The sequence below is a fragment of the Brucella tritici genome (assembly GCF_008932285.1).
GTDB lineage: Bacteria > Pseudomonadota > Alphaproteobacteria > Rhizobiales > Rhizobiaceae > Brucella > Brucella tritici.
Window position 1 is genome coordinate 1,025,348 of sequence record NZ_WBVY01000001.1, and the last position, 13,820, is coordinate 1,039,167.

A 13,820-nucleotide genomic window follows, 5' to 3' on the forward strand; every position below is an offset into this window, starting at 1 on the left:
TACGCAGCTTAAAGTTTTTAAGAGATTAAGTCCGTTCCGGCGGACTGTTGCGACAGAACCAAACTGCAAACCGCGACCGCATCGGCGTCAGAGGCAAAAGAATGAAACTTTTCGCAGGCAACTCCAACCGGGTTCTTGCCGAATCCGTTGCTCAATATCTCAACATTCCGCTCGGTAAGGCCAGCGTCCGTCGCTTCGCCGATCAGGAAATCTTCGTAGAGATTCAGGAAAACGTGCGCGGCGAAGACGTATTCGTTCTGCAATCGACCTCCTATCCGGCAAACGATCACCTGATGGAATTGCTCATCATGATCGACGCCTTCCGTCGCTCCTCGGCACGTCGCATCACCGCCGTCCTGCCCTATTTCGGCTATGCCCGCCAGGACCGCAAACCTGGTCCGCGCACGCCGATCTCGGCCAAGCTGGTCGCCAACCTCATCACCGAAGCCGGTGCCAACCGCGTTCTGACGCTTGACCTTCATGCCGGTCAGATTCAGGGCTTCTTCGATATCCCGACCGACAATCTCTATGCCGTTCCGGTCATCGCCCGCGATGTGAAGGCCAATTATGCCACCGGCAACTGCATGGTCGTTTCGCCTGACGTTGGCGGCGTGGTGCGCGCCCGTTCGCTGGCCAAGCGCATCGATGCGCAACTCGCCATCGTCGACAAGCGCCGTGAGCGTCCGGGTGAATCGGAAGTCATGAACGTCATCGGCGATGTTTCCGGCAAGGACTGCCTGCTGTTCGATGATATCGTCGATTCCGGCGGTACGCTCTGCAACGCAGCCGAAGCCCTGCTCAACAAGGGCGCGAACAGCGTCACCGCCTATATCACGCATGGCGTTCTGTCCGGCGGCGCGGTTGCCCGTATTGCCTCGTCCAAGCTGAAGGAACTGGTCATCACCGATTCCATCCAGCCGACCACCGCCATCAACGATGCGCCGAATATCCGCGTGCTGTCGATCTCGGACCTGATTGGCGAAGCCATCGCCCGTACGGCAGCGGAAGAGTCGGTTTCGAGCCTGTTCGACTAAAACACCAGCCTGATGGCGATCCCGAAACATGCCGCCACCAACAGCACGAGCGGCATGTTCATTTTGAAGACGACAAGCATTAATGCCGCCGCGCCTGCGATCAGGACGGCGGCATTGTCTATTGTGCTCCAGACCGGCAGCGGCAATGTGAAGGGGCCGACGGCTTTCTCCACCACCTGCGAAAACAGGACGTGCAGCGAGAACCACAGCGCCAGATTGGCAATCACGCCGACAACCGCAGCCGTAATGCCGCTCAGCATCGCCGACAGCCAGCGCACCTGACGCAGCCGTTCCACGAAGGGCGCCCCTGCCAATATCCATAGAAAGCAGGGCACGAAGGTAAACCACAGCGCAATCAAACCGCCGAAAAAGCCGCCCAGAAGTGGCGGCAGGCCCGAAAGATTCGCAGCTCCCACAAAGCCGACAAAGACCAGCACGAGGATCAGCGGTCCCGGCGTGGTTTCGGCCAGTCCCAGCCCGGTCAGCATCTCGCCCGGTTTCATCCAGCCGAAATGCTCGACCGCCTGCTGCGCCGTATAGGAAAGAGCTGCATAAGCGCCCCCAAATGTCACCGCGGCAAGCTTCGAGAAGAAGGCCGCTTCCTGCACGAAAACATGTGCACCGCCAAAAGCGAAGAAGAGCCCGAGCAAAGGTAAAAGCCACAACCCGCCCCAGATGAGTGTCTGCTGCGTGAATTCACGCAGGGCGCCGGGCGTCGCATCCCCCAGAACGGTTGCTGCACCCTTCCCCTGAACGGCGTGTCGTAGTCCACCAGCAACAGCCGCGAGCAGAACGACGAGCGGAAACGGCAGTTTCAGGAAAGCTATCGCAACGAATGCCGCAATCGCTACGCAATAGGAAAAACCCGAGGCCAATGTCCGTTTGGCCATGCGGTAGAGCGCTTCGAAAACCACGGCCAGAACCGCAGCCTTGAGGCCGAACAATAGTCCAGCCACGATCTCGACATGCCCGAAAGCGATATAAAGCGCCGACAATGCAAGCATGACGACAGCACCGGGCAGCACGAACAACAGCCCTGCCAGCAAACCGCCGCGCCAGCCTTTCACCGCCCAACCGGAATAGGTCGCAAGCTGCATGGCTTCCGGCCCCGGCAGCAACATGCAGAAATTGAGCGCATGGATCAGCCGCTCCTGATCCATCCATTTCTTCTCGTCCACGAGAATGCGTTGCAGCATCGCGATCTGGGCTGCGGGACCGCCAAAAGACAGAAGACCCACTTTGCCGAAAGTCGTGAATAGTTCTTTGAAACCTGGCTGCTTTACTGGCTCAGTCACCCTGCTACCCTGAATGAATCGTTTCACAAGCTGTCGGTGAGGATCATTACAGGTTCATGACAGTTATCACAGGCAACACCTTGTTTTACTCGGCGGCTGCGCCCTCTTCCGCCAGATCATCCGGCGCATTCGGGTCGCCCGGAGCGGTCTCACAGGCGAGATCGGGGAAATTGACGATGCGCATTCCCTTGAAATCATTGCGCACAACCAGAAGCCCACGCTCTTCAAAATAGGTCAGCAGACGCCGGGCACGGCTGAACGAGTGCGTACCATAGGCGCGCGCCAAAGCCGCATCGGAAGGGCAAGGCGCGCCGGTGACGGCTGCCTGCGCCACGATCAGGAATACGCCCTGCACATCGTCAGTGAGACTTTCCGACAGGGAAAGGGCCTGCTGCCATGTTTCACCGCTTGCCACATCGCTTTCAATACTGGCCTGCGCCACCGCCAGCCTGCGACGGAAGGCAGGGAGAGCCAGCGGCTCGCCCGGAACGCGGTGAATGCGGCAGCGCACCAGAAAATCCTGATAGAGAACGGCCACAGACCGGAACGATGCTTCCGGATCGTCCACGATCTCGCGCATGACCTTTTCAAGAAGCTCATCGCGTTCGGCTTCCACAATGCCGGGAAACAATGGCTCCTGTGCCGGTTCGGCTTCGGGCTTGGGCTTTGCTACCTGCGCCAGGATTTCCGCCGTCGATGGCGGCGGCGGAGGCGGCGGCGCCCTGCGCACGGCAGTACGGATTTCCTGCGGCGCCGGCGTGAAGATCAGGTCGAGTGCATCTTCCGGCGCTTCGGGCAGCGGCATCAGTTTCGGCGACGACGAACGCGCCGATGTTTCCACCTTGCCGATCTTGATCGGCAATGGACGGCGCGACAATGCAGGGCCAAGCGCCACAAAATGCCCGCGCTGCAAATCACGGAACATCTCAGCCTGCTTACGCTCCATGCCGAGAAGATCGGCTGCGCGCGCCATGTCGATATCGAGGAAGGTGCGCCCCATGAGGAAGTTGGAGGCTTCGGCAGCAACATTCTTGGCGAGCTTCGCCAGTCGCTGCGTAGCGATAACCCCCGCAAGGCCGCGCTTTCGTCCGCGACACATGAGATTGGTCATCGCGCCGAGCGAAAGCTTGCGCGCTTCGTCGGACACTTCGCCTGCGGCAGCAGGCGCAAACAATTGCGCCTCATCCACAACCACCAGCATCGGATACCAATAGTCACGCTCCGCATCAAAGAGGCCACCGAGAAAAGCCGCAGCGGAGCGCATCTGCTGCTCGACGTCCAGCCCTTCCAGATTGAGCACCACCGAAACACGGTGCTGGCGGATACGTCCGGCAATGCGGGTCAATTCGGCTTCGGTGCGGGCGGCATCGACAACGACATGGCCATAAAGATCGGCCAGCGTAACGAAATCGCCTTCCGGATCGACAATGCACTGCTGCACCCATTGCGCACTCTGTTCCAGAAGACGGCGCAAAAGATGCGACTTGCCGGAGCCGGAATTGCCCTGCACGAGCAAACGCGTGGCGAGAAGCTCCTCAAGATCAAGCATGGCTTGCTTGCCACCGCCAAGCGCCGCTGCCGAGGCAGAACCGCTTCCAGCAACTGCACCCATGTCGATACCGACCTGCATCTCGCCTCCTTGTTTCAACATAGCAGGAACAGACGACTCGCACGGCCAAGCCTGCGGTCGATCAGGCATTCGCTTAACATCTTTGACGCCGCCAATGCCACCGGTTATGAGAAATGCCCACAGATGCCGGGCACAGGAACTGCTCGCAGCCCAAAAAACTTGCGCCGCCGCACGCTATGGTCTATAGCCAGCGCCATCCGCGTAGACACCCTTGGAGGCAACGCGGAATGGAGCGGTCCGGTCTCTCACTTCGTGACAGACAATACGGGCTGTTTCATGTCGTTTGTTGAAGCATGATCCCGAAAAGTGGAAACCGGTTTTCGGACAAGCTCATGCGTGGAAAACAAGCGACACTCCAGTAACATCGAAAGGAAATGCCATGAGCGAGACTTACGTGCTCAAGGCCGATCTGCGTACCCGGGTTGGTAAGGGGTCCTCCCGCGAACTGCGTCGCAACGGCCAGATTCCTGCAGTCATCTATGGCGACAAGCAGGAACCCCTCGCAATCGCCGTCTCCTACAAGGAGATTTTCTACAAGATTCATGGCGGTGGCTTTAAGACCACTGTTGCCACGATCGAAGTAGACGGCAAGAAGATTCAGGTCCTCCCGAAGGACTACCAGCTGGATCCAGTCCGTGACTTCCCGCAGCATGTCGACTTCCTGCGCGTTTCCGCGAAGTCGGTCGTCCATGTGAATGTTCCGGTTCACTTCAAGAACGAAGAAGCTGCTCCGGGCATCAAGCGCGGCGGCGTTCTCAACATCGTTCGTCACGACGTTGAACTGATCGTTCCTGCCAATGCAATTCCGGAAGCACTCGAGTTCGACCTGACCGGCCTCGAAATCGGCGACTCCGTCCATATTTCGGCAATCAAGCTGCCGAAGGGCGTAACGCCTGCCATCCAGGATCGCGACTTCACCATCGCCACGATTGCTGCTCCTGCCGGCCTGAAGTCGGAAGAAGCTGCCTCGGAAGGCGCTGAAGAAGAAGCCAAGGACGGCGAATAATCGCTTCCGGGGAAGCGTGCTAGATATTTGTTTTCACGCATTATCCTGCACATCGAAGCGGGATAAGAAATCAGTCCAGTGAACTGATTTCCCCGCGTAGACGCTTCGCACTTTTGCTGGAAATGCTCAAAAGGGGCTCTGAACCATGCTGCTCATCGCAGGTCTTGGCAATCCGGGCCCCAAATATGCGCATAACCGGCACAATATCGGTTTCATGGCGGCGGATGAAATATTCCGCCGCCATCGCTTTTCCAACTGGCAGAAGAAGTTTCAGGCCGAGATCGCCGATGGTGTGATCAATGGCGAAAAGGTGCTGCTGGTCAAACCGCAGACTTTCATGAACCTCTCGGGTCAGTCTATCGGTGAGGCCATGCGCTTCTACAAGCTCACCTCTGCCGATCTCGTCGTGATCTATGACGAACTGGACCTCGTTCCTGGCAAGCTGCGCATCAAGACCGGCGGCGGCTCGGGCGGCCATAACGGCATCAAGTCCATCGACGCACATGTGCAGTCTTTCCCTGGCGGCCAGAATTATCGCCGTATGCGGCTTGGCATCGGCCATCCGGGCGCGAAGGAACTCGTGCATAATTATGTCCTCGGCGATTTCGCCAAGGCCGACAATGAATGGCTGGATAAGCTTCTGGGCGCCATCGCCGACAATGTGGGCCTGCTTGCCACCAAGGGCGAAGACAACAGCTTCATGAACCGCATTGCGCTCGCCATGGGCGATGGCAATCAGCGGCCAAGCGGTTTCAAGGCCGATCCCGCGCAACTGGAAAAAGCGCCACAAAAAGCGCAGAGCCATATTCGTCAGGCGCGGCAAAACCAGAAGAAGCCGGATATTCCTGCCAGCGGCCCGATGGCTGAAATGCTGAAAAAGCTGCTTGGCAAAAAGGATTAAGCTTCTGCGACGGCTCCGCCTCTTGACGCTTCACGGTCCTATGACGCATAGCCACAACAATAGAATTCTAGTCTGATAGGTACGATCATGGGTTTCAAATGCGGCATCGTCGGTCTGCCAAATGTTGGCAAGTCGACGCTTTTCAACGCGCTGACCAAAACGGCCGCCGCACAGGCCGCAAACTATCCATTCTGCACCATTGAGCCGAACACCGGCGAAGTGGCGGTTCCCGATCCGCGCCAGAACGAGATTGCCAAGATCGCAGGTTCGAAGGAAATCATCCCGACCCGCATCAACTTCGTGGACATTGCCGGCCTCGTGCGCGGCGCATCGAAGGGTGAAGGTCTCGGCAACCAGTTCCTCGCCAATATTCGCGAAGTCGATGCCATCGTGCATGTGCTGCGCTGCTTCGAGGACGATGACATCACCCATGTCGAAGGCCGTATCGATCCCGTATCGGACGCCCAGACGGTTGAGACGGAGCTGATGCTTTCGGATCTTGAAAGCATCGAACGCCGTATCGTTCAGATCCGCAAGCGCGCCACCGGCAAGGACAAGGAAGCCCTCACCATTCTGCCGGTGATGGAAACGGCACTCGAACTGCTCCAGAACGGCCAGCCGGTCCGCCTGATGCTGAAAGATATCGCCGCAGAAGACCTGCTGACGCTGAAGGGCCTGAACCTTCTGACCTCCAAGCCGGTTCTTTATGTCTGCAACGTCGCAGAAGGCGACGCCGCCAAGGGCAACGAATTTAGCGCTGCCGTCGACAAGATGGCCGAGGAACAGGGCGCGCAGACGGTCATCATTTCGGCTGCAATCGAAGCGGAAGTTGCACAGCTTCCCGATGAGGAGGCCAAGGAATATCTGGACAGCATGGACCTTGAGGAACCGGGTCTCGACCGCCTGATCCGCGCCGGTTACAAGCTTCTCGACCTCATCACCTATTTCACCGCAGGACCGAAGGAAACCCGCGCCTGGACCATCCGGCGCGGCACCAAGGCTCCGGGTGCTGCTGGTGTCATCCATACCGATTTTGAGCGCGGCTTCATCCGCGCCCAGACCATCGCCTATGAAGACTACGTCAAATACAATGGCGAAGTCGGAGCGAAGGAAGCTGGCAAGGCAAGGGACGAAGGCAAGGAATACATCGTCCATGACGGCGATGTGATGCTGTTCCGCTTCAATACCTGATACGATCAGGCCGCCGAAAACCGGCGGCCTTGTCTTTATGTCTACAGGGAGGAGATCGAGGGTGAGCAAGCCTCTGCCGAAATATGCTTATGAGGATATGGAACCGGGAATGGCCCTTCCCTTCGGTCCTCGTACGATCAACAAGGAAGAAATCATCGAATTCGCCAGCGCGTTCGATCCGCAACCGTTCCATCTCGATGAGGAAGCGGGCAAGGCGAGCGTCCTCGGCGGACTGGCCGCGTCGGGCTGGCAGACAGCCGCCCTCATCATGCGCATGGTCTGCGACGCCTATCTCACCAACTCCACCTCGCAAGGCGGTCCCGGCGTCGAATTCACGCGCTGGAAACGTCCCGTGCTTGCGGGCGATACGCTCAACGGCATGACGACCATCAAGGACAAGCGCATTTCCAAATCGCGCCCGGCTATCGGGCTGGTAACGTTCCACCATGAGCTGTTCAATCAGCGCGGCGAAAGCGTGTGTGAAATGCAGCATCCATGCATGATGTCGCGTCGCGATTACGATGCGACAGCGGGAGAAGCGTCATGAGTTTCCTGGAAGAAAATCTCGGACAGAACCTCGTCATCGGCAGCTATACGTTTACTGCCGAAGAAATCATTGATTTCGCGAGAAAATACGATCCGCAACCGTTCCATCTGGATAGTGAAACCGCAAAGAAGAGCGTGTTCGGCGGGCTGTGCGCCTCCGGCTGGCACACTACTGCAGTGTTCATGAAGCTCAATGTCGCTTCCATCGTCAAGGCGACGAAAGAAGCTTTGAAACGTGGTGAGACACCGCCGACATTTGGCCCCTCGCCCGGCTTTGAAAACCTTAAATGGCCGAAGCCCGTTTATGCGGGGGATACGATCACCTACAGGCGCATTGTCCATGCAATCAGGCCGCTCGCTTCCCGGCCCGGCTGGTCCATGCTGACCATGACGACAAGCGCCCATAACCAGAATGGTGAAGAGGTGCTGTCCTTCGACAATGCAGCGATGGTGAAGCTGCCACCCAAGGCCAATGCCTGAAACAAAAAAGCCCGGAGCGATGTCCGGGCTTTTTTGTTTAAATGCAACGTTTCTCAGTCGCCTTCAAAGGCGACGAGCGTGCGGACCGGTACGCCGAGAGCTTCAAGCTTCTTGCGACCACCCAGATCGGGCAGGTCAATGATGAAGCAGGCTGCGACAATGTCCGCGCCCATTTGAAGCAGGAGCTTTGCAGCCGCTTCCGCCGTTCCGCCCGTGGCGATCAGGTCGTCCACCAAAATGATCCGCTCGCCCTTTTCAATCGCATCGCGGTGCATTTCCATTTCATCGATGCCGTATTCAAGGCTGTAGGCAATGCGCACTGTATCGCGCGGCAGCTTGCCCTTCTTGCGGATCGGCACGAAACCGGCCGAAAGCTGATGCGCAATTGCACCGCCGAGAATGAAGCCACGTGCCTCAATACCGGCGACCTTGTCGACCTTGTTGCCTGCATAGGGATAGACCAGCTCGTCGACGGAGCGGCGAAATGCCTGTGCATCGCCCATAAGCGTGGTCACGTCACGGAACTGGACGCCCGGCTTCGGATAGTCCGGAATGGTGCGGATCGCATCCTTCAAGCTGGCTTTAAATCCGGATTCCATTTTCCATCCTTTCAGGCGGCCTGCAGGCCGGTCAAGTTAATCAAGGCAAAGTTGGGGCCAAGGACCTTTACACCCTCAAACGGTCAAATTGCAAAAGAAACCGCCCATTTCTGCCAAGAACATTACGGCGACGCACGGTCATTTTCATGGCTTATTTGCGGCGCAGCCGACCTTCCAGCTACAGCACAAAAAAAATGGGCGCTCGCGGCGCCCATCTTTTAATTCAGGTTGACCCATTGTCAGTGCTTGACATCCGACCAGATTGAACGCTTGGCAACATATACCAGACCAGCAAAAAGGATCAGGAATATGATGACCCGGAAACCGGTCCGCTTGCGATCTTCCAGATGCGGCTCTGCTGCCCACATAAGGAATGCCGAAACGTCGCGTGCATACTGATCGACCGTCTGCGGCGAACCATCGTCATAGGTGACCTGGTCGTCGCTCAGCGGCTTCGCCATAGCGAGCGCCTTTGCCGAAATGAAGTACGGATTGTAATGCGTACCTTCAGCGATCTGCATGCCTGCAGGCGGCTGCTCATCGAAGCCGGTCAACAGAGAATGGATATAATCCGGGCCACCTTCGGCATATTGCGTGAATATATCGAAGATGAACTGCGGGAACCCACGCTCCACTGCACGTGCCTTGGCGATCAGCGAAAAGTCCGGTGGAGCCGCACCATTGTTTGCCGCCGCAGCAGCAGCCGCGTTCGGATATGGCGACGGGAAGTGATCGGTCGGAAGCGCCTTGCGGGTGAACATTTCGCCATCCGCGTTCGGGCCGTCCTGCACTTCATATTCAGCGGCAAGCGCCTTGACCTGTTCCGGCGAGTAACCAAGACCTTCCAGCGTGCGGAAAGCCACCAGGTTCATCGAGTGACAAGCCGAGCAGACTTCCTTGTAGACCTTCAGGCCGCGCTGAAGCTGGCCCTTGTCATAGGTTCCGAACGGGCCGGAAAAGCTCCACTTTTCCTGCTTGGGATGGTGGATCGGAAAATGTTCCGGCTCCGCAGCATTCCCGCCTTCCTCAGCCGAGGCACCACCCAGGGCGATGCCAAGCGCAACCAGCGGAGCAATACCGAAGGCAGCGAAATTCTTGAGGATGTTTTTCATTGTTACGTCCTTCATCTCTCTCGCTGGTTCAGCCCTTGATTTCCACGGGGGTAATCTCGGCCTTGCCGCTCTTCTCCAGAACCGCCTCGGTGATCGAGTTCGGCAAACGCTTTGGCGTTTCGATCAGGCCAATGACCGGCATGATGATGATGAAGAATGCAAAGTAGTAGAGCGTACCCAGCTGCGCCATGAAGACATAGGAACCTTCAGCAGGACGCGAACCGAGCCAGCCGAGGAAGATGGCGTTGATCACGAACAGCCAGAAGAACAGTTTGAACCATGGACGATAGACTGCCGAACGAACCTTCGATGTATCGAGCCAGGGCACGACGAAGAGGATCGCGATCGAACCGAACATGGTCAGAACGCCGCCGAGCTTCGAATCGATCGGGCCGATGTTGAAGGTGATGGCGCGCAGCATCGCGTAGAACGGCAGAAAGTACCATTCAGGAACGATGTGAGCAGGCGTCTTCAGCGAATCTGCCGGGATGTAGTTATCCGGATGACCGAGGAAGTTCGGCAGGTAGAAGACAAAATAGGCGAAGAACACGAAGAAGACGAGCGCGCCGAAAGCGTCCTTGATGGTCGCATAAGGCGTGAACGGCAGCGTATCGGTCTTGGACTTGACTTCAATGCCGGTAGGATTGGTCTGACCCGTCACATGCAGCGCCCAGACGTGCAGGATAACGACACCCGCAATCATGAACGGCAGCAGATAGTGCAGCGAGAAGAAGCGGTTGAGCGTTGGATTGTCGACCGCAAAACCACCGAGCAGCAATTGCTGGATCGGCTCGCCGATGATCGGGAACGCCGTGAAGAAGCCGGTGATAACCGTTGCACCCCAGAAGGACATCTGGCCCCATGGCAGCACGTAGCCCATGAAGGCGGTTGCCATCATGAGAAGGAAGATCACCACGCCCAGGATCCACAGAAGCTCGCGCGGTGCCTTGTAGGAACCGTAATAGAGGCCGCGGGCAATATGGAGATAGACGGCGATGAAGAAGAAGGATGCACCGTTGGAGTGCATGTAGCGCAGCAGCCAACCGGAGTTGACGTCACGCATGATCTTTTCAACGGAATTGAACGCAATGCCCGTATCCGCAGCATAATGCATGGCCAGCACAACGCCGGTCAGAATCTGCGAAATGAGCATGAAGCTCAGAATGCCACCGAAGGTGTACATGTAGTTCAGGTTACGCGGCGTCGGATAGGCCACGAAAGAATCATAGACGAGACGCGGCAAGGGAAGCCGTTCGTCCACCCATTTTTCGATGCCGGTCTTCGGCGTGTATGTGGAGTGTCCACCACTCATTTCATCTCTCCCCAAGACCTGTTAGCCGATCCTGATGACCGTATCGGAAGTGAATGCATATTGCGGGATGTGCATGTTTTCCGGCGCCGGACCGCTGCGGATACGACCGGCAGTGTCATAGGTCGAACCATGGCATGGACAGAACCAGCCACCGAAAGAACCGGATTCACCGAGCGGCACGCAACCCAGATGGGTACATACGCCGATCATCACCAGCCAGTTTTCCTTGCCTTCACCTGCCGAGCGGGCGAGATCGGTCGCCTGCGCGTCCGAAGCAAGATTGGCATTACGCGCGATCGGATCCTTGAGATCACCAAGAGCGGTTGTCTTGGCATCCTCGACTTCCTTGGCGGAGCGGTTACGGATGAAAACCGGCTTACCACGCCATTTAACAGTTAATGATGCTCCTTCCGTCAGGGACGAAACATCAACCTCGATGGACGCAGCCGCGAGTGTCGAAGCGTCCGGACGCATCTGGTCGATAAACGGCCAGGCCAGTCCGCCAACTCCGACGACACCGGCCATTCCCGTCGCAATATACAAAAAATCACGCCGTGTCGGCTCAGCCGTGTCGTGTGCGCTCACGTGCCAATTCCTTTTCAACCTGCATGTTCAATTGAACTCTCCCCTCGTCCTCTTTTGCACTTGCGCAAAAGTAGTCCCGCAAGTGCTCACAGGACGAAATTCCCTCCATTTCACTATCCGGTTTATGCGTGTAAAAATCGCTTGTCCAGACACCAAGCCCTTATGACGGCACGATGTCGCAGGCGGATTTGCTTGCTGAATTCAGGGAATGCATAGCAAAGCGATAACGCATTACAGACAGCGGAAAGCTTTCAACTTTCTCCGTTCCGCCCTATGAAACCGCCCGACTGGCGGGCCCAAAGTCCCGCATAGATGCCGCCACGGGCGATAAGTTCGTCATGCGTCCCCTCCTCCACAATGCGGCCCTGATCCATAACCACGAGACGATCGAGCGCCGCAATGGTGGAAAGGCGATGGGCAATCGCAATCACGGTCTTTCCGTCCATGAGACGTTTCAGATTCTCCTGAATCGAGGCTTCCACTTCCGAATCGAGTGCGGAAGTCGCCTCATCGAGGATCAGGATTGGCGCGTCCTTCAATATGGCGCGCGCGATGGCGATACGCTGGCGCTGCCCGCCGGAAAGCTTGACGCCGCGCTCGCCCACAAAGGCATCGAAGGAGCGTCGCCCCTGAAAATCCTCAAGATTGGCGATGAACCCGTCGGCTTCGGCCTGACGTGCCGCCTGCAGCAATTCCTCATCGGTCGCATCGTCGCGCGCCAGCATGATGTTGTCGCGCAGCGACCGGTGCAGCAATGCGGTTTCCTGACTGACGACCGCAACGGCCCGGCGCAGCGATGTCTGGGTTACGTCGCGAATATCCTGCCCATCAACAAGGATAGAGCCCTTCTCGACATCATAAAGGCGCAGGATGAGGTTCACGAGAGTGGACTTGCCTGCACCGGAATGGCCGACGAGACCGACCCTTTCACCGCCGCGCACAGTGAGGTTGATATTGTCGAGAACGCCCGCAGCCTTGCCGTAATGAAAGGTGACGTTCTGGACATCGATGCGCGCCTCCGTCACCTGCAAGGGTTTTGCATCTGGCCGATCTTCAAGACCGAGCGGAGCAGAGACCAGCCGCATGGAATTCTCGATCAGTCCGAGCTGGCGCAGCATGCCATTGAGCTGCATCATGAGACGGCCAAGGAGCATATTGAGGCGCAGCACGAGGCCAAGTGTGAACGACACCTGCCCGACGGTGATAGCACTGCGCGTCCACAAATCGATGGCAATCGCCGCAACCGTCACGATCATCAGGCCGGAAAGTGCCGTAAGCGAAACGCGAACGCCGGTGAGCGAGCGCATGAACGGAAGAATAGCGCCAAGATACCGCTCGAAACCGTCGCGCAGATAGCGCTCATCGTCATCGGCAGTATTGAGCTTGATCGTCTGGATGTTGGAGTAGCTGTCAACGATACGCCCGTTAATCATCGATCCCGCCTCGGCAGAGGCCTCGGCATGCTTGCGGATGCGCGGCAGATAGCGCCAGGCGATGAAGCCGAAGGCAATGATCCACAGGACTACCGCCGCTGCCAGCCGCCAGTCGAGCCGACCGACCAGAAACAGCGTTGTGATACTGTAGATCGCCATGAACCAGACGACCTGAATCAGGCTTTCGATGAGGTCGCCTGCCGCCTGCCCTGCCTGCCAGACCTTGGTGGCAATGCGCCCGGCAAAATCATTCTGGAAGAAGGCGTAGGACTGGCGGAGAACATAGGAGTTCGCCTGCCAGCGGATCATGTTGTAGAAGCCCGGTGACAAGGTCTGATCCTCAAGCAGCGTATTGATCGCTGTCACGACGAGGCGGATCACCAGGACGGTTATGCCCATGAACAGAAGTTCGGGCCCTGCCGCCTGCAAAAGCGCCGACCAGCTTCGTTCGATGCCACCCTTGCCCGCCTGATCGAGAATATCGACCAGCCTGCCTGTGAAATAGAACAGGCCGGCCTCGACCAGCGGCAGCAATCCGCCAACCACAAGGGAAGCGGCCAGCGGCCATTTCGCCTGTCTTGCATAATGCCACAGAAAGCCGAGTGTGGTGGAAGGCGGTCTCAGCCGGTCCGGTTCACGAAAGGGATCGACCCAACGTTCGAACAGGCTGTAAACCGCTTTCATCAATGGCTTCTG

At 57.6% G+C, this 13,820-nt stretch carries 13 protein-coding genes; 6 read left to right on the plus strand and 7 right to left on the minus strand.

The genetic code is table 11. The features are described from left to right. Positions 1–101: 101 nt before the first annotated feature. Positions 102–1,034, plus strand: coding sequence for a ribose-phosphate pyrophosphokinase (locus F9K94_RS05085; protein WP_061345920.1), 933 nt, complete (start codon positions 102–104; stop codon positions 1,032–1,034). Here the strand turns inward: F9K94_RS05085 and chrA are convergent. Then, entirely contained in the window at positions 1,031–2,329 is a 1,299-nt protein-coding gene (chrA, locus tag F9K94_RS05090) for a chromate efflux transporter (RefSeq protein WP_151643996.1), read from the minus strand. The genes F9K94_RS05085 and chrA overlap by 4 nt on opposite strands. Before the next feature lie 85 nt (positions 2,330–2,414). Further along, positions 2,415–3,959, minus strand: coding sequence for an ATP-binding protein (locus F9K94_RS05095; protein WP_151643998.1), 1,545 nt, complete (start codon positions 3,957–3,959; stop codon positions 2,415–2,417). Between the two features lie 379 nt (positions 3,960–4,338). Between F9K94_RS05095 and F9K94_RS05105 the strand changes: the two genes are divergently transcribed. The 5 genes from F9K94_RS05105 (at position 4,339) to F9K94_RS05125 (ending at position 8,083) form a co-directional block, all read left to right on the plus strand. Continuing rightward, complete coding sequence (locus F9K94_RS05105; protein ID WP_151644000.1) at positions 4,339–4,965, plus strand: 50S ribosomal protein L25/general stress protein Ctc; 627 nt, start codon at positions 4,339–4,341, stop codon at positions 4,963–4,965. Between the two features lie 145 nt (positions 4,966–5,110). Then, positions 5,111–5,866: an aminoacyl-tRNA hydrolase gene (gene pth / locus F9K94_RS05110; protein WP_151644002.1), complete on the plus strand. Its 756-nt coding sequence runs from the start codon at positions 5,111–5,113 to the stop codon at positions 5,864–5,866. 87 nt (positions 5,867–5,953) lie between these two features. After that, on the plus strand, positions 5,954–7,057 hold the full coding sequence (gene ychF / locus F9K94_RS05115; RefSeq protein ID WP_151644004.1) for a redox-regulated ATPase YchF: 1,104 nt from the start codon (positions 5,954–5,956) through the stop codon (positions 7,055–7,057). A gap of 61 nt (positions 7,058–7,118) precedes the next feature. Next, positions 7,119–7,604 carry a MaoC family dehydratase gene (locus tag F9K94_RS05120; RefSeq protein WP_151644006.1) on the plus strand — a complete coding sequence of 162 codons (486 nt, stop codon included), beginning with the start codon at positions 7,119–7,121 and terminating at the stop codon, positions 7,602–7,604. Beyond that, on the plus strand, positions 7,601–8,083 hold the full coding sequence (locus F9K94_RS05125; protein WP_151644008.1) for a MaoC family dehydratase: 483 nt from the start codon (positions 7,601–7,603) through the stop codon (positions 8,081–8,083). The genes F9K94_RS05120 and F9K94_RS05125 overlap by 4 nt, the downstream gene beginning before the upstream one ends. A 53-nt stretch (positions 8,084–8,136) precedes the next feature. Here F9K94_RS05125 and F9K94_RS05130 read toward each other — a convergent pair whose 3' ends face one another. From F9K94_RS05130 to F9K94_RS05150, 5 genes are all read right to left on the minus strand, one after another. Then, positions 8,137–8,682 carry an adenine phosphoribosyltransferase gene (locus F9K94_RS05130; protein WP_061345912.1) on the minus strand — a complete coding sequence of 182 codons (546 nt, stop codon included), beginning with the start codon at positions 8,680–8,682 and terminating at the stop codon, positions 8,137–8,139. A gap of 239 nt (positions 8,683–8,921) precedes the next feature. Then, positions 8,922–9,794, minus strand: a complete 873-nt coding sequence (locus F9K94_RS05135) for a cytochrome c1 (RefSeq protein WP_192799438.1) — start codon at positions 9,792–9,794, stop codon at positions 8,922–8,924. 28 nt (positions 9,795–9,822) lie between these two features. After that, the gene (locus F9K94_RS05140) at positions 9,823–11,106 is read right to left on the minus strand and encodes a cytochrome b (protein ID WP_061345910.1); all 1,284 of its coding nucleotides are present in this window, start codon (positions 11,104–11,106) and stop codon (positions 9,823–9,825) included. A 21-nt stretch (positions 11,107–11,127) separates the two neighbouring features. Beyond that, positions 11,128–11,691, minus strand: coding sequence for a ubiquinol-cytochrome c reductase iron-sulfur subunit (gene petA / locus F9K94_RS05145; protein ID WP_061345909.1), 564 nt, complete (start codon positions 11,689–11,691; stop codon positions 11,128–11,130). Positions 11,692–11,942: 251 nt separating this feature from the next. Beyond that, entirely contained in the window at positions 11,943–13,808 is a 1,866-nt protein-coding gene (locus F9K94_RS05150) for an ABC transporter ATP-binding protein (RefSeq protein WP_151644012.1), read from the minus strand. Positions 13,809–13,820 lie beyond the last annotated feature (12 nt).